Genomic DNA, 20,589 nt, shown 5'->3' on the forward strand with positions numbered 1-20,589 from the left:
ATCAATCCCAAACTTCGCAATTGCGAACGGCTATTCACGATCATCCATCAAGGTCGCATGCAGCAGGTAGCGCTCCGGGCCGGAGGTGAGAGCGTCGAACGGCCAGCAAGTCGCAAGGACAAGCTCTAAACCTTGAGTTTCGGGATCGATGTCAGACGCGTCGAAATGGACGATCGTCGAGGAATCCACGCGATAGCGAAAATGGTTGCCGTCACTGCGTGTGACGTCGATCACATCACCGATGACGACGTTTCGCAGGAAGCGGAAATGTGTATCGCGATGTGCCGCATAGACGGCAACCCCGCGCTCGCCGGCGTCAACCGTGCGGTCGACGTGGCCGGGCCCAAAGGCGAGCGCCTGGCCGCTCGTGCCTTCCAGCACGATCGCGCTTGCGCCGATCCGCTTGATCTCGATCCGCGCCACCGGCCAGGTGTCGGCCCAGGACCATGGCTTGACCGGCTGGCCGGTCGCAATGCTCCGTTCGAACGCATGCTCCAGCAGCACCTGCGCGAGCCACGCCTTGGCGTGGATGTAGGCGCCGTCACCGAACAGGATTGATCCGACCAGCGCCAAGACCAGCGCCAAGACCAGAGGAGAGACGAGGCGGGGCATGGCGTATCTCTTGTCGTCATTCCAGGAAAAAGGCGCGCGCGGCCGTTGGTTTCGGGACGGGCAGCCGCGCGCGCCAAGCAAGAGGAGTTGGGGGGCTCCTCTCTCAAGCGGCGTCAGTGAGCAAGGTCTGACGCCGGTTGAACACGAGCAGGATCAGGGCGAGCACGATCAGGATCAGACCTGCGATCATCTTCAGTTCTGCAGAGGTCGCAGTTTTGGGCAGGCGGATCGTATCCGAGGTGACAGGTGCTGGCCGTCTTGCCGCGGGCTGGCCCGCATCGGCGCGGCGCTCGCGCAGATGTGCCGGGGTCTGCTGCGGCCGTTCGCCGAACACCTTGGCGAAATCCCAGCCCGCCGGCAGGTTGATCGGAAGCTCGCTGAGCTTGAGCGGCGCGCCTTCGGGACGGCTCGGCGTCTTGTCGACGGCGACGAGGCTCGTCAGCCGCGTGACGATCTGATGGTCGAGCGCCAGTGCGAGGACCATCTTGTCCGTGTCCTCCGGCGTCATCTCGCGGAGCGTTCGCGCCACTTCCGCATCGCCGATCTTGCGCCTGGCCCAAAGCTTCGACAGGCCCTTGCCTTCTGCGGCATTTTTCAACGACAGCGTCACCGACCACGGCCGGTCGCCGACATGACCCTTGAGCTCCAGCGAGCCCGCCAGCTTGTCGAGCTTCGCTGCAAGCACCAAGGGCTCGTCGCGATAGACGTCCGGGATGATTGCCGGTGTGACGTCGGCCTTGGCATCGGAAAACTTCGCGGTGAGGCCGGTCACGGCAGGGTTCTCCAGCTTGGCAAACAGGCCGCGCATACGCTCCTCGACCTGATCGACGGACCCGATATGGGTGAAGGTCCCGCGGCCGAGCTCGGAAGCACGCGTCATCAGATAAGTGTTGGGCGCGGAGCCGATGCCGACCATGAAGATGCGCGAGCGGCCACGCATCGCCGTGATGGTCTCGAACAATTGCTGCTCGTTGCCGATCGCGCCGTCCGTCAGGAACACGATTTGGCGAACCATGCCGGTGTCGGCGATCTTGTCGGTCAGCGCGGCGCGCATCGCCGGCACCATCTCGGTGCCGCCGCGCGCCTGCAATGCGCTGACGAAGGAGGTCGCCTCACCGACATGCGCGGCATCGGCCGCAACCGAGGCCGGAAACAGCTCGTCCATGGTGTCGTCGAAGCGGATCACGTTGAAGCGATCGCTCGGCTGCAGGCGACCGAGCGCATAAAGCAGACTCGCCTTGGCCTGCTCGATCGAGGTGCCGCCCATCGAACCTGAATTGTCGATCACGAACACCACTTCACGCGGCAGCGGCTTCTGCGCCGTCTGCTCGGCAGCCGGCGGCGTCACGAAAGCCAGCAGGTAGTCGGCGTCGCCGACACGCTCACGGAATAACCCGACTGACGGTGCTTTTTCGGCGGCCGGCTTCCAAGTCAGCTCGAAGTCGCGGTCGGCGGGCACGGCGCCGTCCGCGAGCGTCACGACACGCGTCGCGTCATCAGGACTTTCGATCTTGACGTTGTGGGAGTGACTCTTCACCTCGCCGAGCGCGAAGCCGGCTTTCAGGTGTACTGTGATGCTGGTCGGATTGACCGGCACATTCCTGGCGGGATCGAGAACGGGTGACGAGATGCGCTCACGATCGGGCACCGGATCTGAGCGGGTCGCGCCCCAGCCGGAGCCGTCATTGCGGAAATCGACGCTCTGCACGATCGGCGCCGGATGATAGCGGGGCCCGACCACGAGCGGAATGCGCAGCGAATATTCGTTGCCGGATTGACGCACGGGCTCCTGATATTCAATCTGCACCAGCACGGTTTCGCCGGGACCGATATTGGCCACCGAATTGGTGAAGATGTTGGGCCTCTGCTGCTCGGTGAGCGCGGCCTTCTGCCCGGTGCGGCGCGCTTCCTCGTAGATCACGCGGGCCTGCTGCCGTTCCCTGATATCGCCGACAATGACGCGGTCACCGACCACCATCTTCAGCGTGTCGACGGCGCCGTCAGCACCCAGCGGATAGACATAGGTCGCCTCGGCCCAGTCCTTGGTCGGGTTGCGGAAGACCTGGGTGACGCGCGTGCGGAGCGTCGGGCCTGAGACCGTGATGTCGACGTCGATCCCGAGCCGGATGGCTTCGGTGGTGGCGCCATTCTCCTCCAGGAGCAGGGTGCCGGATTTGGCATCGCCGGGCTGGAGCAGGCTGGCCTGCTCCGTCGTCGCCGACCAGGAGGTCTCGAAGCTCACCAGCAGGGCCACGAAACTGACCAGGAGTACGGCGATGCTTTGCGCCAAAAGGAACAGCCCGACCTTGATCAGCCTGCCGAGCCAAGGATTTTCGTCAGGGTGTTCGTCGCTTTCCACCGTGTCGTAATTGACCATTTGGCCTGCTCCCGAAGCATGTTTGATGCCGCCGAGCATCGGTCGGGAGGGCCTGATTTCGCGAGCAGAATGATCGGTAATGTTCCGCCACGGCCGGTCGGAGCCATCAGCCGCTTGGCGGCGATGTCCGGTTTTGTGCTGACTTGTCCGCCCTGCTAGACTGGACGCCGTGGAGCGGGGTTAACGATGCAGACGCAAGACAAGCTCTCCGACAGGCAGCTTTCGGACGAGCAAAGCCGCGAGGTCGCGGAGATGATCCGCGAGGAAATCGCCAGGCGCCGGATCTCGCGGCAGGCGCTGGCCGAGCAGGCCAAGCTCAGCCTGTCGACCCTGGAAAAGGCGCTCGGCGGCCGGCGCCCGTTCACGCTGGCGACCACGGTCCGGCTGGAGCAGGCCCTGGGCGTGTCCTTGCGAAAGAGCACTGCCGCGCCGGCGCCCGCGGGGGGCAATGACGTCGCACCCGACGGCCTCGGCTCCTATTCACATCGTGCGGTGACCTGGATCGAGGGCGTCTACCTGACCCTGCGGCCATCCTTTGGCGACAGGGATGCGATCTTCGCCTATCGCACCGAAATCGCCTGGGAGCCGAAAGTGTCCTCGCTGGTTTTCCGCGAGGGCGAGCGAACCGATGCCGCCTATGAGCACACCGGCGAAGTTGCGGTGCCGCATCAATCCGGCTTCATCTATCTCGTCATCAACAAGCATGGGCAGCATCGCGTCATCACGGTGTCGCGGCCGACCGTAACAGGTGCGATGTACGGCATCATTTCGACGCTGCGCGCCGGCGCCGGCTCACAGCTGATGCCGGTCGCGGCGCCAATCGCCTATGTTCCGATCAACAACGTCAAGGAGCCGGCGCTCGGACGGATCATGCCTGACCATGCCAACCATGCGCTGTATCTGAGCCACCTGCGCCGCACGGTGGAGGAATCGTTCGCGCTGCTCTTGTCGGTATAGGACGTGGCTGTAACATCCGACGTCGCGTGCCCACTGTTCTCGGTCATCATCCCGCTCGAATTTCACCGCGGGCAGTGGGAGCAGTCCTGGCTTGGCTGGACGTCACAGACGGCTGACAGGTCTCTCTACGAGATCATTCTGGTCGTGCCACCTGACTTCACAGCGCATGCGGAGCTGAACGCGCTTGCCGCAGGCCAGGCCCGCCTCGAATTCGCGGATTCCGTGCACGATATCGGGCTCTGCGCGGCCGGCGCCGCCAGGGCTCGCGGCCGCTATTTGTTCTTCACGGAATCGCATTGCTGGCCCGAGTCCGACGTCATCGCGCTCTGCATCCGCGCCATCGAAGATCATCCCGACTGGGCCGGATTTTCCTGCCGCTCGGTCCCGATCTGCCACAACCGCCTGTCCGAGGCGGAGGCCGCGATGTACCAGGCCGACATCGAGTTCGGCATGAAGCAGCATCCCTGGCGCAAGGTGCTCGACCAGTGCTTCGTAACGCGGCGCGACGTCTATCGGGAGTGCGGGGGCCTGCGCGAAGAGCTCGGTCATTTCGCCGAATGGGTGCTCGCCGCCGCCTACCATGCGCGAGGCTATGCCATCGGCTATCTCGAGGAAGCGCGCTTCCACCACTATTATATCGGCCGGATCGGTGAGCTGAAGACGTTCACGCTCGATTTCGTCGAGGGCGAGAGCCGGTTTCTCAGCGAGGATCGGCGCGATCCGGGCAACGAGCTGATCGAAATTCCCTTTGAATGGAAAGACCGGGACAATTTGGATCGTCCGCTTGCGTTCAATGCATTGAACGCGCTGCTGCGTTACAGCCTGCCGCGTCTCGGTCGGAAATGGCCCGACGAGGAACTGCGTGCACTGTGGCGCTGGAGCGGGCCGGCGCTGTTCGGCGATCTCCGTGCGCGCGTCACGGCTTTCCTTGCCGCCGCTCATGCGCGCCTGGTGCTATCAGCGCTGGCAGCATTCGGCTCGCGCGACGCCATTGCGCGGTGGATGAAGCGCTACATCGCATCGCTGATCCACCTTCAGCGGCTCGCATCTATCCGTCGTGTTCGCGGGCACACCAGATCGGCGAAGAAGCTGCTTGGCGATCAGGTCCTCGCGCAGCTCGGCTTTCACGAGCTGGAATCGGCTGCCGGCCATGCTTTTCGCTGGAGCGAGCCGCAGGCAGCCGTTCGGATCAAGGGCGCGCCGGGACGCAGCACGGTCTGCATCCGCAGTCCCGCCCTGCGTGAGCCGCTCGACCAGATCGGTGCGCAATTCTATCTCGACGGTGCAGCTCTCGATCGCGCCGCGATCGAGGTCGGCGTGGACCGTTACATGTTGAGCCTCGACCTGCCGCAATCAGGCATCGCCATCCTGGCCTGGGCCTGCCCCGAGTTCAGAGGTATCGGCGATGCGCGTCGTCTCGGCCTGCCTGTCGTTGGCATCGAGGTTGAACAGCCTTGAACCCCACATCTTCAGCTGCTCGATCGGCGCGGAATCGCGACGAGCGCTTTGATCAGGCCTTGGCGACCTTCTTGTCGACCTCCGAAGCCACCGAGAATTCCTTGCGCAGGGTCGGCTTGTGGATCTTGCCGGTGGCGTTGCGCGGCAGGGCATCGACGAAGCGGACCTGGCGCGGGCATTTGAAGCGCGCCAGGTTGGCCGCGCAATGCGCGAAGACATCGGCCTCCGTCAGCTGTTGGCCTTGCTTCACTGCAACGATCGCAAGGCCCACCTCGCCCCATTGCGCGTCAGGAATGCCGATCACCGCGGCTTCCGCAACCGCCGCGATCTGATGCAGAACGTTCTCGACCTCGGCCGGATAGACGTTCTCGCCGCCGGAGATGTACATGTCCTTCCAGCGATCGACGATGTAGTAGAAACCTTCCTCGTCGACGCGCGTGGCATCGCCGGTGTGCAGCCAGCCGTCGGTGAACGACGTCTTGTTGGCCTCGGGCCTGTTCCAGTAGCCCGGCGTGATGTTCGGTCCCTTGACCCAGAGCTCACCGAGCTCGCCGACATCGGCATCGCTGCCGTCGGGGCGCACGATGCGCACTTCGGTGTGCAGCACTGGCTTGCCGGCGGAGCCGGCCTTGCGCGCCGCGTCCTCGCGGTCCAGCACCAGCACGGCCGGTGAGGTCTCGGTCATGCCGTAGCCCTGCTGGAGCGCCACGCCGCGCGCCTCCCAGGCCTTCAGCAGCGGCATCGGTATCGGTGAGCCGCCGACGCCGCAAACGATCAGTCTGGAGAGATCGGTCGTCGCGAAGGCCGGATGCTGCGCCATGAACTGGTAGATCGCGGGCACGCCGAAGAACGCGTTGATGCCGTGTGCGGGATCGTTGATCAGGCCGAGCGCCGCGGCGGGATCGAAGGCGCGCATGATGATCACGGTGCCGCCGGCATGCAGCACGGGATTGGTGTAGCAATTCAGTCCGCCGGTGTGGAACATCGGCAGCACGGTAAGCGCCACCGAGGACGGCCCGATACAGGCGGGGCCGCCGAGATTGACGCAATTCCAGAAGGTCATGCCATGCGTGATGGTCGCGCCTTTGGGGTGACCAGTGGTGCCCGACGTGTACATGATGGTCGAGACATCATCGAGCGTGACCTCCTCGGCGCGGTCGAGCGGCTTGGCCGCGGCGATGCCGGCTTCATAGGCTCCGCTGGAGCCGAGCGGCAGGCTGGTCGCGACGTTGCAGAGCTTTGCGACGGCGAGCGCTGTCTCGGCCAGCTCGGTGTCGTAGATCATCACGTCAGGCGCGCAATCGCCGGTGATGAACTGAAGCTCGGGAACGGTGAGGCGGATGTTCAGCGGCACGAGGACGGCGCCGAGCCGTCCGCAGGCGAACTGCACGTCGAGCATATCGGTGGTGTTCGGCGCCAGCACGGCGACGCGGTCGCCGCGCGAGACCTTCAGCGAGTGACGCAAGAACGAAGCCAGGCGCGAGATGCGGGCGTTGAACTCCGAATAGGTGAAGCGGCGCCCGCTTGAGAGGTCGATGGCCGCGACCTTGGAAGGCGCACGGCGGGCGTGATGAGCGATCCAATCGTAATAGCGAACGGCCAACACTCCCTCCCTCTGCGGTCCTGTGTCGTCTGCATTCTTATTGCTGTGCACCATGCCCGGCATGGCCCTGGGAGGCCAGCCGGAGTTTGTGCAGCAGTCTTTTTTGATTTGGAGTTGGCCTGCGATGGGCGAAAATCGTCTTGCGTTGAGTTGCTAGATCACGGCTTGCCGCCGCGGCTCGGCGAATCCAGCCACTCCGCGCAAGTGAGCCGCCGGTGTTCCAGCCATGGTGGAACAGCAGGAGTCGTCGAAAGCAATATCGCAATGAAGAGCCCATTCTATACCGCCGAGCACGACGCCTTTCGTGAAATGATGCGCCGCTTCGTCGACAGGGAGATCGCCCCGTTCGCCCATGAATGGGACGAGGCCGGCGAATTCCCCCGCGCGCTCTATCGCAAGGCAGCTGAGATCGGGCTGTTGGGGCTCGGATTTCCCGAGGAATATGGCGGGATCGCCGCCGACCAGTTCATGAAGATCGTGGCAAGCCAGGAGCTGGCGCACGCCGGCGCCGGCGGCGTCAGCGCCAGCCTGATGAGCCACACCATCGGCTCGCCGCCGATCGCCCGCGCGGCGCGGCCGGAGATCAAGGCACGCGTGCTGCCGCTGGTGCTGTCGGGCGAGAAGATCTCCGCGCTCGCGATCACCGAGCCGGGCGGCGGCTCTGATGTCGCGAACCTCCGCACCAGGGCGCGGCGCGACGGCGACCACTACGTCGTGAGCGGTGAAAAGACCTTTATCACCTCAGGCGTCCGCGCCGATTATCTGACCGTTGCGGTGCGTACCGGCGGTGAGGGCGCCGGCGGCGTCAGCCTGCTCCTGATCGAGGGCGATACGCCGGGCCTGTCCCGCACCAAGCTGAAGAAGATGGGCTGGTGGGCCTCCGACACCGCGACGCTGCATTTCGATGATTGTCGCGTGCCGGCCGAAAACCTGATCGGCGAGGAGGGGCACGGCTTCAAGATCATCATGCAGAATTTCAATAGCGAGCGGATGGGCATGGCGGCGAGTTGCACCGCCTTCGCGCGGGTCTGCCTCGATGAAGCCATCGCCTACGCCAAGGAGCGCAAGACCTTTGGCAAGCCGCTCGCCCAGCACCAGGTCATCAGGCACAAGATCGTCGACATGGCGCAGAAGGTCGCAGCCTCGCAAGCAATGCTCGAGATGTTGGCCTGGCGATTGGAGCAAGGCGAGAGCCCGGTCGCTGAAATCTGCATGATGAAGAACCAGGCGACGCAGACCATGGCGTTCTGCGCCTCGGAAGCCGTGCAGATCTTTGGCGGCGCCGGCTTCATGCGCGGCATCAAGGCCGAGCGCATCTACCGCGAGGTCAAGGTCAACGCCATCGGCGGCGGCACCGAGGAGATCATGAAGGATCTGGCGTCAAGGCAGATGGGATTGTAATGGTCACTGTCACTCCGGGGCGACGCGAAGCGTCGAGCCCGGAATCCATCGGGCGCCAGACTCCGCAGAGGAATAGATTCCGGGCTCGCGCTTCGCGCGCCCCGGAATGACAGGGGGAGAAGTAGAGGAAACGCCTGATGATCACGCTCTATCACTGCGATGCCGCGCGCTCGTTCCGTCCGCTCTGGATGCTGGAGGAGATGGGGCTGCCTTATGAATTGAAGATGCTGCCATTTCCGCCTCGCGTCTTCGCCAAGGAGTATCTCGGCATCAATCCGCTCGGCACCATTCCGTATCTGATCGACGGCGAGACCAGGATGACGGAATCCTCCGGCATCTGCCATTATCTCGGCATCAAATACGGCCCGACGCCGCTGATGGTCGGCCCGGAGGATCCCGCCTATGGCGCCTTCCTGAACTGGATGTATTTCAGCGACGCTACGTTAACCTTCCCGCAAACCCTGGTGCTCCGCTACACCCAGCTCGAGCCGGAAGAGCGCCGCAATCCGCAGGTCGCCACCGACTATGCGAAGTGGTTTTTGGGACGGCTGCGCGCCGTCGAGGCGGCGACCGCCAACACGGAGGCCTTGTGCGCGGGGCGCTTCACCGCCGCCGACATTGTCATCGGTTACGCGCTTCGCCTTGCCGACAATATCGGCCTTGCCAAGGATTTCGGCCCGAATGTCGCAGCCTATTGGGCACGCCTGCAGCAGCGCGACGGTTTTAAGCGCGCGGTTGCTGCGGAGCAGAAGGCCGGCGCCGAACAGAATGTTGCGCCAAGGGTGAGGGCGTGATTGTCGTCCCGGCCTTCGCCGGGACGACGGTAGGTGAGTTCCCGGTTGGCCGCTCAACCGTCCCGGAATGGTAATCTTTTGCGCGCGATGACAGCGCTATCCCGCCGTGACAGCGCCCAGATTTCCGCTAAGGTGACCTTTGTTCCGCAGCGGCCAAAGAGCCGCGCGAGGAGGATCCCCAATGGAAGACATGGGTCGCGAATCCGACCATTTGATGCTGATCACGCCGGAGCGGGTCTTCTATGCCGGCCTGCTCGGCCGGCCCCGCAAGCGAACTCCCGGCTGCTGTCACGTCTATGTTGCCGTGAAGGGCAGCCTGTATATGACCATCGACGACGTGCTCGCCACCGGCGAGCTGTTCGTCACCCTGCCGAACCAGCGGCACTCCATTGCCAGCGACTACCGTACTGCGATCAGCGTGACGCTGGAGCCGGAAAGCGTGCCGGATGGCGTGCTGGAAGATCTGGCCCAGCGCCTGATGGGATCCGACCGCGCGGCCTATGCCCGAAAGATCCTCGCTGCCTACGCGCTGCTGCGCCAGCGCCGCTACGGCGACATCACCACCGCCGAGTTCGACGAGATGAGTTTTGGCGAAGCGCTGCCGCGCCGCGTGCTTGACCCCAGAGTGGTGCGTGCAGTCGCCCGCATCGGGCGCTTTTCGGGCGAGCCGGTGACAGCGGATACGTGCGCGGCCGAAGCAGGTCTGTCCGCCTCGCGCTTCCTGCATCTGTTCAAGGAAGAGACCGGCATCTCGTTCCGCTCCTTCCGCGCCTGGAAGCGCGCGCGGCATCTGCTGCACTTCGCCAACCAGAACCTCAACCTCGCCCATCTCGCGCAGGACATCGGCTATCCCGACTCGACCCATTTCAGCCACTCGATCCGCCGCTTCTATGGCTTGAAGCCGCGCGCGATCTTCGTCGGTTCGCGGGATCTTGCGATCTATCGCAGCACCGAGACGGTGAGGGAGCTCGCCGAGGCGGGCTAGGCTTGGTCTCGTAGGGTGGGCAAAGGCGCACTTGCGCCGTGCCCACCACCTCTCGGCAACGGGCAAGGATGGTGGGCACGCTACGCTTTGCCCACCCTACGATAACTCGTCTTTAACTAGCTTCTCCGCGCAAGAAGCCGCATGCCCAGCATCAGATGATCGCAGCCGCTGAATTCCTAGCGTTGCGAGACATCAGTGATATGAGCGACAAGGCCGTCATCACCTGCGCCCTGAACGGCGTGCTCACCGACCCCAAGCAGCACAACGTGCCTGTGACGCCCGAGCAGATGGCGCGCGAGGCCAAGGCTGCGTTCGATGCCGGCGCGTCCATCATGCACATCCATCTGCGCCAGCAGGCGCCGAACAAGGGGCATCTGCCGTCCTGGGACGTCAGCATCAGCAGGGAGATCCAGCAGGCGATCCGCGAAGCCTGCCCCGGCGTCATCATCAACCACACCTCGGGCGTTTCAGGGCCGAACTACTCGGGCGCACTCGACTGCATCCGCGAGACCAAGCCGGAGATCGCCGCATGCAACGCCGGCTCGCTGAATTATCTGAAGGTGAAGGCCGACAACAGCTGGGCCTGGCCGCCCATGATGTTCGACAACGCGGTCGAGAAGGTGAAGGATTATCTCGACGTCATGAATGCGGTCGGCACCATCCCCGAGTTCGAATGTTTCGACGTCGGCATCGTCCGCTGCGTCGGCATGTATCACCAGGTTGGCATGTACAGGGGTCCGCTCGAATATAACTTTGTGATGGGCGTCGCGTCAGGAATGCCGTCGGATCCGGAACTGCTGCCGATCCTGCTCAAGCTGAAGCGCCCTGAGGCGCATTGGCAGGTCACGGCCATCGGCCGCGAAGAGATCTGGCCACTGCACCAGCGTTGCGCCGAGCTCGGCGGTCATCTGCGCACCGGTCTCGAGGACACTTTCTATCTCGCCGACGGCAAGAAGGTGACCTCGAACGGTCGGCTGATCGAAGCCATCGCCGCCTGCGCAAGGCGCGCCGGCCGCGAGATCGCGAGCCCATCAGAGGCGCGGAAGATCTTTGGGACGAATCGCTGAAGGTAGCCTCAGCCGTCATTGCGAGCGAAGCGAAGCAATCCAGAGTGTATCCGCGGAAACAGACTGGATTGCTTCGTCGCTTCGCTCCTCGCAATGACGGGTAGGATAGAATCATGTCCATTCTCGAAAACACCATCTCCCCCGGCAGCGCCGCCTACCATGCCAACCGCGACGGCATGCTCGCGCTGATCGACCGCATGCGTGCGCTGGAAGAGCGCACGCGTGCCGCGTCGGCCGCAGCAAAGGACCGCTTCCACAAGCGCGGCCAGCTCTTGCCGCGCGAGCGCGTCGCATTGGTGCTCGATCCCGGCGCGTCCTTCATCGAGCTGTCGACGCTCGCCGGCTACATGTTCGACGTGCCGGATGCTGCGAAGAGCGTGCCCGGCGGCGGCGTCATCGCCGGCATCGGCTTCGTCTCGGGCATCCGCTGCATGGTCAGCGCCAGCGATTCCGGCATCGATGCCGGTGCGCTTCAGCCCTTCGGCCTCGACAAGATGCTGCGCGTGCAGGAGCTCGCGCTGGAGAACAAACTGCCTTACGTCCAGCTCGTCGAAAGCGCCGGCGCCAATCTCCTGCGCTACCGGGTCGAGGACTTTGTCCGCGGCGGCAACATCTTTCGCAATCTCGCGCGGCTTTCGGCGGCGGGCCTTCCGGTCGTCACCGTGACGCATGGCTCGTCCACCGCGGGCGGTGCCTATCAGACCGGCCTGTCCGATTACATCGTCATGGTCCGTGGCCGTACCCGCGCCTTTCTCGCCGGGCCGCCGCTGCTGAAGGCCGCGACCGGCGAGATCGCGACGGAGGAAGAGCTTGGCGGTGCCGAGATGCACACGCAGGTTTCCGGTCTTGGCGACTATCTTGCCGAGGACGACCGCGATGGCTTGCGCATCGCCCGCGAGATCATGGCGGCGCTGCAATGGGAGCGGCCGGGCAGGTCGGCTCAAGAGTTCAAGCCGCCGCGCTACGACCAGGACGAGCTGCTCGGCATCATGCCGATGGACCACAAGCGCCCGGTCGACATGAAGCAGGTGATCGCCCGCATCATCGACGATTCCGACTTCACCGAGATGGCGCCGAATTACGGTCCGGCCACCGTCTGCGGCCATGCCCGCATCGAGGGCCAGGCGATCGGCATCATCACCAATAACGGCCCACTCGATCCTGCCGGCGCCAACAAGGCGACGCATTTCATCCAGGCCTGCTGCCAGACCCGCACGCCGATCCTCTATCTCAACAACACCACCGGCTACATGGTCGGCAAGGCTTATGAAGAAGCCGGCATGATCAAGCACGGCTCGAAGATGATCCAGGCGGTGACCTCGGCGACGGTGCCGCAGATCACCATCTATTGCGGCGCCTCGTTCGGCGCCGGCAATTACGGCATGTGCGGGCGCGGCTTCCATCCGCGCTTCTGCTTCTCCTGGCCCAACGCCAAGACCGCGGTGATGGGCGGCGAGCAGGCCGCCGAGACCATGGCGATCGTGACCGAGGCCGCCGCCGCGCGCCGCGGCAAGCCGGTCGAGAAAGAAAAGCTCGATGCCATGAAGGCACAGATCGTTGGCGTGTTCGACGGCCAGATGGACGTGTTCGCAACCAGCGCCCGTGTGCTCGATGACGGCGTGATCGATCCGCGCGATACCCGCGCGGTCCTTTCCGAGGTGCTCGCGATCTGCCGCGAGGGCGATGTCCGCACGCCCCAGCGCATGCAATTCTCGGTGGCCCGCCCATGAGGAACGGATCTGTGCAGCACCGGCCGTTCGTCAAGGTCTTGATCGCGAACCGTGGCGAGATCGCACTGCGCGTCATGCGCAGCGCGCGGCAGCTCGGCCTCGGCGTCGTCGCGGTCTATTCGGATGCAGATCGCGATGCGCTGCATGTGAAGCAGGCCGATCAAGCGGTGCGGATCGGCGAGGCCTTGCCGGCGCAATCCTATCTCAGCATCCCCGCGATCATTGCCGCGGCCAGGGCCAGTGGCGCGGATGCCGTGCATCCCGGCTACGGCTTCCTCGCCGAGAACGCGGAGTTTGCGAGAAGCTGCAAGGATGCCGGTCTCGTCTTCATCGGCCCGTCGCCGCAGGCGATCGAGGCGATGGGCAACAAGGCCGGTGCCAAGGAGATCATGAAAAAGGCCGGCGTTCCCATCGTGCCCGGCTATCAGGGCGCTGAGCAGGGCGAGGAAGTGATGCTCCAGGAGGCCAGGAACATCGGCTTCCCCGTGATGATCAAGGCGGTCGCGGGCGGTGGCGGGCGTGGCATGCGGCTCGTCACCGATGCGGCGTCGTTCCCCGATGCGTTGCGCAGCGCGCGGTCGGAAGCGAAGGCAGCGTTTGGCGATCCGACCGTCATCCTCGAACGCGCCATCCAGAATCCCCGCCACATCGAGTTCCAGGTGTTCGGCGACATCAACGGCAACGCCATCCATCTCGGCGAGCGCGACTGCTCGGTGCAGCGCCGGCATCAGAAGCTCATCGAGGAGGCGCCGTCACCGGCGGTGACGCCCGAGCTGCGTGCGAAAATGGGCGAGGTGGCGGTCGCGGCGGTGAAGGCGCTGCGCTATGAGGGCGCCGGAACGCTGGAATTTCTGCTCGATGCCAGCGGCGCATTCTATTTCATGGAGATGAACACGCGCCTTCAGGTCGAGCATCCCGTTACGGAAGCGATCACCGGTCTCGATCTGGTCGAGCTGCAATTGCGCGTCGCGCGTGGCGAGGCGTTGCCGCTGAAGCAGCAGGACATCAAATTCTCCGGCCACGCCATCGAGGTGCGGCTCTGCTCGGAAGATGCCGCGCAGGATTTCATGCCGCAATCCGGCCGCATCGCGCGCTGGCAGGTGCCTGATAGCATCCGCGTCGAGCACGCGCTGCAATCGGGCACGGAAATCCCGCCGTTCTACGATTCCATGATCGCCAAAGTGATCAGCCACGGCGCGACGCGCGAGGAGGCGAGGGGGCGGCTGATCGTCGGGCTGGAGCAACTCACGGCGCTTGGCGTGACCACCAACCAGGCATTCCTGATGTCGTGCCTGCGTCATCCCGGCTTTGCCAGGGGCGAGGCGACGACGGCCTTCATCGCTGCGCATCGCGACGAGCTGCTGGCGTCGTCGGGAAATGCTGCATTCAACACGGCGCTGGCGGGCCTGCTGCTCTATGTCACCAATCCGCGCGCGCCGGCATGGCGACGCGGCCGCAGCCTGTCAGCGACGTTTCCTCTGCCCGCGAAGATCGAGATCGCCGGTCACGTGCATGAGCTCGAAGCCACCCGCGAGCGCGATGGCAGCTACATCGTTGTCTCCAATGGTCAACAGGACAAGTTCGAGATCGAGCAGCTCGATGTGGACGCAATCCGCTTCCGCCACGATGGCGTGATGGACAGCGCAAAATTCCTGCGCGAGGGCGACCGGTTGTACCTCCAGCACCGCGGCATCCCGGTTGCGGTCGCCGATCTCACCCTCGCGGCTCCCAAGGCGGCGGCAACCAATGGCGGCGATGGCAAAGTCCGCGCCGCGATGAACGGCCGCGTCGTTGCCGTCCTGGTCAAGCCGGGTGACCGCGTCACATCAGGCCAGCCGGTGCTGACGCTGGAAGCGATGAAGATGGAGCACGTCCACAAGGCTGGCATCGATGGTGTTGTCGCTGCGATCGATGTGGTCGAGGGCGAGCAGGTGACTACGGGCAGGATCATCGCGGAGATCGCTAGCGCGGCGAATCCAGTCTCGTAGGGTGGGCAAAGGGCAAAGCGCCGTGCCCACCATCTTTCCATGATTGAGGGATCGTGGGCACGCTCCGCTTTGCCACCCTACGGCACCTGGGCCGGCCGCCCCGTACCTTCGTTCAACAAGCACGCCACCTGGTGCCTGTCACCTGCATCCATCAGCACCGGCCGCTCCGTCCTGCATCGCTCCATCGCAAACCGGCAGCGGGTGTGAAACGCGCAGCCGGGCGGCGGATTGACCGGGCTCGGCACGTCGCCGTCGACCAGCGGCGCGAGCTTCTTGGCCAGCGGATTGGCGACCGGCACCGAGGCGAGCAGCGCCTGCGTGTAGGGATGGCGCGGATTGCTGAACAGCTCATCCTTGTCGGCGATCTCGACGATGCGGCCGAGATACATCACCGCGACGCGGTGGCTGATATGGGCGACCACGGCGAGGTCGTGGGCGATGAAGAGATAGGAGAAGCCGTGCCGCTTCTGCAGATCGATCAGCAGATTGATCACCTGGGCCTGGATCGATACGTCGAGCGCGGACACCGGTTCGTCGCAGACGATCAGGCGCGGCTCCAGCGCGAGCGCGCGCGCGATGCAGATGCGCTGGCGCTGGCCGCCGGAGAATTGATGCGGGAAGTTGCCCATCTGGTCGGGGCGGAGACCGACCTGCTCGAACAGTTTGGCGACCCGCGTCTCCAGCTCTTTGCCAGTTGCGAGACCATGGACCGCGATCGGCTCGCCGACAATATCGCCGGCGGTCATGCGCGGATTGAGCGAGGCGAACGGGTCCTGGAACACGATCTGCATCGAACGGCGATGCGGGCGCAGCGCCGATTTGGACAGATGCGTGATGTCCTCACCGTCGAGACGGATCCGGCCTGAGGTCGGCTCGACCAGCCGCAGCACGCTGCGTGCCACCGTCGACTTGCCGCAGCCGGACTCGCCGACAAGGCCGAGCGTTTCGCCGGCACCAAGGGAGAACGAGACGCCGTCGACCGAATGCACGGTGCCGACCTGCCGGCGCAGCACGCCGGCACGCACCGGATAATATTTCTTGAGGTCGGTGACCTCGAGCAGAACCTTGCTCATGCCACTTCCGCCACGTCAGCCGCGCGCCAGCAGGCGGCAAGATGGCCGCCGCCCCAATCGATCAGCGGCGGATATTCGGCTTCGCAGCGCTTGATCGCGAGCTTGCATCGTGGGGCGAAAGCGCAGCCCGCGGGAAGCCGCACCAGCGAGGGGACGGTCCCCGGAATTTCGTTCAGCCGTTCCTGCGCGGCAACGCCGGGCGCAGGCACGGCGGGAATCGAGGCCATCAGCCCGCGCGTGTAGGGATGCTTTGGCGCAGCGAACAGCGCCTCGACACTGGCTTCCTCGACCTTCCGTCCCGCATACATCACGATGACGCGCTGCGCGGTCTGTGCGACGACGCCGAGATCGTGCGTGATCAGCACGAGGCCGGTCCCTAGCTCCTTCTGCAGATCGAGGATCAGCGCCAGGATCTGCGCCTGGATGGTGACGTCGAGCGCGGTGGTCGGCTCGTCCGCGATCAGCAGCGCCGGCCGGCACGCCAGTGCCATTGCGATCATCGCGCGCTGGCGCATGCCGCCTGAGAGTTGGTGCGGATATTCGCGCGCGCGCCGCGCCGGCTCCGGGATACGTACCAGCCGCAGCATCTCGACGGCGATGTCGCGGGCCTGTTTCGATGACTGATTCCGATGCAGCCGCACCGCCTCGACGATCTGGTCGCCGATCCTGATAACGGGATTGAGCGATGTCATCGGCTCCTGGAAGATCATGGAGATGCGATTGCCCCTGACCTTGCGCATCTCGGCCTCGCTCAGGGCCAAGAGATCGGTGGCTTCCAGTGAGACGGAGCCACCGACGATCCGCCCGGGCGGATCGGGCACGAGCCGCATCAAGGACAAGGCGGTGACGCTCTTGCCGCAGCCGGATTCGCCGACAATCGCGAGCGTCTCGCCGCGGCTCACGGTGAAGGAGACGTCGTCGACGGCCTTGAACAGGCCGGAATTGGTGAAGAACACCGTCTTCAGGTTCTTCACCTCGAGCACGAGATCGGAGGAATCAGCCATTAGCCGCGCTGCCGGGGATCGAGGATGTCGCGCAGGGCGTCACCAAAAAGATTGGCGCCGAACACGGCGAGGCTGATGGCGATGCCCGGGAAGATCACCAGCCACGGTGCGGTGCGGACATATTCGGCGGCGGATTCGGAGAGCATACGGCCCCATGACGGGTACGGCTCGGGGATACCGAGGCCGAGGAAAGAGAGCGAAGCCTCGGTCAAAATGGTTGAGCCGAGCTGCGCGGTCGCCAGCACGATCAGCGGCGCCAGCGTGTTCGGCAGCACATGACGCAGCGCGATCCGTATCTCGCTCATGCCGATCGATTTCGCCGCCTCGACGAACGGCTGCTCGCGCAGCGCCAGCGTGTTGGCGCGGGTGACGCGCGACACGGTTGGAATCAGCGGAATGGCGATGGCCAGGATGACGTTCGGCAGCGACGGGCCGAGCGCGGCCGTCATGATCAGGGCCAGCACCAGCAGCGGCAGCGCCTGCAGGATGTCGGAGACGCGCTGGAACATGAGATCGACCCAGCCCGAGAGATAGCCGGACGTCAGCCCGACGATCACGCCGATGGTGCCGCCGAGCGCGGTCGAGCCGATTCCGACCGCGAGCGAGATCCGCGCGCCGTGGATGATACGGCTGAACACGTCGCGACCAAAGGAATCCGTGCCCATCCAGTGTGCCCAGCTCGGGCGCGCCAGCGCATGCGCGGCATCGACGCTCAAGGGGTCATAGCGCGCGATGAAATCGGCGAAGATCGCGGTCAGCACGAACACCGTCATGATGGTCAGCCCGGCGGCGCCCAGCACATGCCGTTGCGCCAAAAACAGCACGCGCCGCCAGCCGCCGGTCGCATGCGCGCCCGCCCGCCTCAGTTCAACGTCGAAGTCGATCGCAGCCAAGCTGATCTCCTAATCCGTATACCGGATCCGCGGGTCGAACACCGCGTAGAGCATGTCGACGGTGAAATTCGCGAACACCACCACGACCGCGATGAACATCACGAGGTTCTGCACGATCGGATAATCGCGCCAGCGGATCGCCTCGACCAGGAAGCGGGCGACGCCGGGGATGTTGAACACGGTCTCGGTGACGATGAGGCCGCCGATCAGGAACGCCGCCTCGATGCCGATCACGGTGATCACGGGCAGGATCGCGTTCTTCAGCGCATGGTGATAGTTCACGGCCGCGTCAGATGCGCCCTTGGCGCGTGCGGTGCGGATATAATCCTGCCGCAGCACTTCCAGCATGGACGATCGCGTGATGCGCATGGTCAGCGCCGAACTGCGGAAGCCGACCACCATCGCCGGGATGCAATAGGTTGCGAAGGCCTCGGCAAAACTCTGAGGATTGGGATTGAAGATCGGCATCTGCCCGAACATGGCGACGGACGCGGTCAGAACCAAGAGACCGAGCCAGAACGAGGGCAGCGACAATCCGCTCAGGCTCACCACGCGCAGCGCGTAGTCGATCCGCGTCCCCTGCTTCACCGCGCTGATGACGCCGAGCGGAATGCCGATCGACGCCGAAAACAGCAGCGCGAGCCCGGCGAGCCGGGCGGTGATCGGGATCCGCGGCAGGATCTCCTGCAGCGCCGGCTTCTCCGAGACGTAGGAGTAGCCGAGATCGCCGCGCAGCAAACCGCCGATCCAGTGCAGATATTGCACCACCAGCGGCTGGTCGATGCCGAGCTGCTTCTCGAGATCGACCTTGTCGGAGGGATCGACGTAGCCGGCCGCGGCGAACAGGATGTCGACGATGTTGCCGGGCACGATACGCAGCAGGAAGAAGATGACGATCGAGATCCCGAACAGGGTCACGAGCATCAGGAACAGGCGCCGCACCAGATAGGCAAACATTCGCGCCCTCCGCCGAAACTGCTAATCTTCAGCCTGCCGCTTTATTTGTCGAGCCACACATCCTCGTAGCGAAATCCGTTATAGGAGCTGTTCGACATGATCGTGATCCCCTTGACATAAGGCTGCCAGCAGGTGCCGGCCCGCGCATGGAAGATGATCGGACGGGCGACGTCCTCCTGCAGCTTCTTGTCGATGTCCCAGACCAGTTGCTTGCGCTTGTTGATGTCGATCTCCTGCGACTGCAGGTCGAACAGCTTCTCGATCTCCTTGTTGCAGTAATTGGTGTAATTCCGCTCCGAACCGCAGGAATAGTTCTCGTAGAAGGACTGGTCCGGATCGTCGACGGAATTGCCGGTCAGATTGAGGCCGAGCATGTAGTCCTTGCGCGCGACTTTCGGGAACCAGTTTGCGGTCTCCACCACATCGAGTTCACCGTCGATATAGATGCTCTTGAGCTGGTCGATCAGGATCACCGCGGGATCGCGATATTCCGCCAGATTGCGCGTCGAAACCTTTACGGCCAGATGCTTGTCGGGGCCGTAACCCGCCTTCTGCATCAGCTTCTTCGCTTCCTCGCGGTTCGCGTTCACGTCCGGACCGTAACCCGGAATGGTCTGGAGCTTGTCCTTGGGCATGCCCCAGATGCCTTGCGGCGGCGGCAGCATGGTGCCGCCGATGTCGGCCTGACCTTCGAACAGGATATCGACGAACGCCCTCCGATCGAGCGCCAGCGACATCGCGCGGCGGATATCGATGTTGTCGAACGGGGCCGAGGCCGAATTGACGATGATGTTGGTCGAGACGTTGGTCGGTTCGACGACGCAGACCGCGTTCGGCGCCTGCGACTTGATGTCCTTCAGCAGCGGGATGGTGATATGCGTCGGGAACGTCATGTCGAACTTGCCGGCGACGAAGGCGAGGATCGCGGTCGAGCGGTTCGTGATGATGGTGTATTCGATGCCATCGAGATAGGGCAGGCCCTTTTTCCAATAGTCCGGATTCCGCGTCAGCTTGACCGATTCATTGGCCTTGAACTCGACGAATTTGTAGGGGCCGGTCCCGATCGGGTGGGTGCGCATGTCCGCCGGCGAGACATGGCAGGGATAAACAGGCGTATAGCCGGAGGCGAGCATCGCCAGCAGCGAGGGCTGCGGCCGCTTCAGGCTGAAGGAGACCTCGAAGTCGCCGTTTGCTGTGACGTCCTCGACCTCGCTGTACCAGGCCTTGCGCGGATTCTGCCGCAGCTTCTGCTGCGACTTGCCCATCAGGAGGTCGAATGTGCATTTGACGTCGGCCGACGTGAACGGCTTGCCGTCATGCCATTTGACGCCCTGGCGCAGCTTGAACGTCAGTTTCTTGTTGTCACTGCCCCAGGACCAGCTCTCGGCCAGCTCAGGCCTCAGCGTATCAGGGCTGTTCTGCGCGATGTGCTGATCATAGATGACGAGATTGTTGAAGACCCCCATGAAGGGCACGTTGACCGAATAGGTCGCGCCTTCGAGGATGGACGCATTGGCCGGGCTGTCACGGTGATACATCCGCAGGATTCCGCCCTCTTTGGGCTCGCCCGCGAACGTCGTGGTCGAAAACGCTAGCAAAGATAGCGCCGCCATTGCGGCGAGCGCCCGTACGCTCCGCATCCTCGGTCCTCCCTGGACTTTAGTCTTCTGGGCCTTTTCTGGCCTGTTTG

The 20,589-nt window shown here is 64.2% G+C and carries 16 protein-coding genes; 8 read left to right on the forward strand and 8 right to left on the reverse strand.

Annotated features, from left to right (window positions below):
- Window positions 1-30: 30 nt before the first annotated feature.
- Window positions 31-612, reverse strand: coding sequence for a class GN sortase (locus HYH07_RS27480; protein ID WP_220005413.1), 582 nt, complete (start codon window positions 610-612; stop codon window positions 31-33).
- 103 nt (window positions 613-715) lie between these two features.
- Window positions 716-2,989 (reverse strand): marine proteobacterial sortase target protein, encoded by a 2,274-nt coding sequence (locus HYH07_RS27485; RefSeq protein WP_220005414.1) that lies wholly within the window; start codon window positions 2,987-2,989, stop codon window positions 716-718.
- Between the two features lie 186 nt (window positions 2,990-3,175).
- On the opposite strand from HYH07_RS27485, the gene HYH07_RS27490 reads away from it, so the two are divergent.
- Complete coding sequence (locus HYH07_RS27490) at window positions 3,176-3,946, forward strand: helix-turn-helix transcriptional regulator (protein ID WP_220005415.1); 771 nt, start codon at window positions 3,176-3,178, stop codon at window positions 3,944-3,946.
- 3 nt (window positions 3,947-3,949) lie between these two features.
- Window positions 3,950-5,404 (forward strand): hypothetical protein, encoded by a 1,455-nt coding sequence (locus tag HYH07_RS27495; protein WP_312016696.1) that lies wholly within the window; start codon window positions 3,950-3,952, stop codon window positions 5,402-5,404.
- Window positions 5,405-5,456: 52 nt separating this feature from the next.
- Here the strand turns inward: HYH07_RS27495 and HYH07_RS27500 are convergent, their stop codons facing one another.
- Window positions 5,457-7,007 carry a long-chain fatty acid--CoA ligase gene (locus HYH07_RS27500; RefSeq protein WP_220005416.1) on the reverse strand — a complete coding sequence of 517 codons (1,551 nt, stop codon included), beginning with the start codon at window positions 7,005-7,007 and terminating at the stop codon, window positions 5,457-5,459.
- A gap of 264 nt (window positions 7,008-7,271) precedes the next feature.
- Between HYH07_RS27500 and HYH07_RS27505 the strand changes: the two genes are divergently transcribed.
- The 6 genes from HYH07_RS27505 (at window position 7,272) to HYH07_RS27530 (ending at window position 14,972) form a co-directional block, all read left to right on the forward strand.
- Window positions 7,272-8,408, forward strand: coding sequence for an acyl-CoA dehydrogenase family protein (locus HYH07_RS27505; protein WP_220005417.1), 1,137 nt, complete (start codon window positions 7,272-7,274; stop codon window positions 8,406-8,408).
- 137 nt (window positions 8,409-8,545) lie between these two features.
- The gene (locus HYH07_RS27510; protein ID WP_220005418.1) at window positions 8,546-9,202 is read left to right on the forward strand and encodes a glutathione S-transferase family protein; all 657 of its coding nucleotides are present in this window, start codon (window positions 8,546-8,548) and stop codon (window positions 9,200-9,202) included.
- Window positions 9,203-9,383: 181 nt separating this feature from the next.
- The gene (locus HYH07_RS27515; protein WP_220005419.1) at window positions 9,384-10,187 is read left to right on the forward strand and encodes a helix-turn-helix domain-containing protein; all 804 of its coding nucleotides are present in this window, start codon (window positions 9,384-9,386) and stop codon (window positions 10,185-10,187) included.
- Window positions 10,188-10,387: 200 nt separating this feature from the next.
- Window positions 10,388-11,254, forward strand: coding sequence for a 3-keto-5-aminohexanoate cleavage protein (locus tag HYH07_RS27520; protein ID WP_220005420.1), 867 nt, complete (start codon window positions 10,388-10,390; stop codon window positions 11,252-11,254).
- Window positions 11,255-11,367: 113 nt separating this feature from the next.
- On the forward strand, window positions 11,368-12,984 hold the full coding sequence (locus HYH07_RS27525) for an acyl-CoA carboxylase subunit beta (RefSeq protein ID WP_220005421.1): 1,617 nt from the start codon (window positions 11,368-11,370) through the stop codon (window positions 12,982-12,984).
- Window positions 12,981-14,972, forward strand: coding sequence for an acetyl-CoA carboxylase biotin carboxylase subunit (locus HYH07_RS27530; RefSeq protein WP_220005422.1), 1,992 nt, complete (start codon window positions 12,981-12,983; stop codon window positions 14,970-14,972). The genes HYH07_RS27525 and HYH07_RS27530 overlap by 4 nt, the downstream gene beginning before the upstream one ends.
- Window positions 14,973-15,049: 77 nt before the next feature.
- Here the strand turns inward: HYH07_RS27530 and HYH07_RS27535 are convergent, their stop codons facing one another.
- The 5 genes from HYH07_RS27535 to HYH07_RS27555 are packed head-to-tail and all read right to left on the reverse strand — an operon-like array spanning window position 15,050 to window position 20,539.
- Window positions 15,050-16,045, reverse strand: a complete 996-nt coding sequence (locus tag HYH07_RS27535; protein WP_220005423.1) for an ABC transporter ATP-binding protein — start codon at window positions 16,043-16,045, stop codon at window positions 15,050-15,052.
- Window positions 16,042-17,049, reverse strand: coding sequence for an ABC transporter ATP-binding protein (locus HYH07_RS27540; protein WP_220005424.1), 1,008 nt, complete (start codon window positions 17,047-17,049; stop codon window positions 16,042-16,044). The genes HYH07_RS27535 and HYH07_RS27540 overlap by 4 nt, the downstream gene beginning before the upstream one ends.
- Window positions 17,049-17,942, reverse strand: coding sequence for an ABC transporter permease (locus HYH07_RS27545; protein WP_220005425.1), 894 nt, complete (start codon window positions 17,940-17,942; stop codon window positions 17,049-17,051). The genes HYH07_RS27540 and HYH07_RS27545 overlap by 1 nt, the downstream gene beginning before the upstream one ends.
- A 9-nt stretch (window positions 17,943-17,951) precedes the next feature.
- Window positions 17,952-18,899 (reverse strand): ABC transporter permease, encoded by a 948-nt coding sequence (locus HYH07_RS27550; RefSeq protein WP_220005426.1) that lies wholly within the window; start codon window positions 18,897-18,899, stop codon window positions 17,952-17,954.
- Window positions 18,900-18,940: 41 nt separating this feature from the next.
- On the reverse strand, window positions 18,941-20,539 hold the full coding sequence (locus HYH07_RS27555) for an ABC transporter substrate-binding protein (protein WP_220005427.1): 1,599 nt from the start codon (window positions 20,537-20,539) through the stop codon (window positions 18,941-18,943).
- Window positions 20,540-20,589: the final 50 nt, after the last annotated feature.

The sequence above is a fragment of the Bradyrhizobium sp. BR 10261 genome (assembly GCF_019455395.1).
Lineage (GTDB): Bacteria > Pseudomonadota > Alphaproteobacteria > Rhizobiales > Xanthobacteraceae > Bradyrhizobium > Bradyrhizobium manausense.

What these genes read in the sequence shown, in the direction of transcription:
- HYH07_RS27480 (WP_220005413.1), bottom strand. Translation starts at nt 612, where the DNA reads ATGCCCCGCCTCGTCTCTCCTCTGGTCTTGGCGCTGGTCTTGGCGCTG.
- HYH07_RS27485 (WP_220005414.1), bottom strand. Translation starts at nt 2,989, where the DNA reads ATGGTCAATTACGACACGGTGGAAAGCGACGAACACCCTGACGAAAAT.
- HYH07_RS27490 (WP_220005415.1), top strand. Translation starts at nt 3,176, where the DNA reads ATGCAGACGCAAGACAAGCTCTCCGACAGGCAGCTTTCGGACGAGCAA.
- HYH07_RS27505 (WP_220005417.1), top strand. Translation starts at nt 7,272, where the DNA reads ATGAAGAGCCCATTCTATACCGCCGAGCACGACGCCTTTCGTGAAATG.
- HYH07_RS27510 (WP_220005418.1), top strand. Translation starts at nt 8,546, where the DNA reads ATGATCACGCTCTATCACTGCGATGCCGCGCGCTCGTTCCGTCCGCTC.
- HYH07_RS27515 (WP_220005419.1), top strand. Translation starts at nt 9,384, where the DNA reads ATGGAAGACATGGGTCGCGAATCCGACCATTTGATGCTGATCACGCCG.
- HYH07_RS27520 (WP_220005420.1), top strand. Translation starts at nt 10,388, where the DNA reads ATGAGCGACAAGGCCGTCATCACCTGCGCCCTGAACGGCGTGCTCACC.
- HYH07_RS27525 (WP_220005421.1), top strand. Translation starts at nt 11,368, where the DNA reads ATGTCCATTCTCGAAAACACCATCTCCCCCGGCAGCGCCGCCTACCAT.
- HYH07_RS27530 (WP_220005422.1), top strand. Translation starts at nt 12,981, where the DNA reads ATGAGGAACGGATCTGTGCAGCACCGGCCGTTCGTCAAGGTCTTGATC.
- HYH07_RS27535 (WP_220005423.1), bottom strand. Translation starts at nt 16,045, where the DNA reads ATGAGCAAGGTTCTGCTCGAGGTCACCGACCTCAAGAAATATTATCCG.
- HYH07_RS27540 (WP_220005424.1), bottom strand. Translation starts at nt 17,049, where the DNA reads ATGGCTGATTCCTCCGATCTCGTGCTCGAGGTGAAGAACCTGAAGACG.
- HYH07_RS27550 (WP_220005426.1), bottom strand. Translation starts at nt 18,899, where the DNA reads ATGTTTGCCTATCTGGTGCGGCGCCTGTTCCTGATGCTCGTGACCCTG.
- HYH07_RS27555 (WP_220005427.1), bottom strand. Translation starts at nt 20,539, where the DNA reads ATGCGGAGCGTACGGGCGCTCGCCGCAATGGCGGCGCTATCTTTGCTA.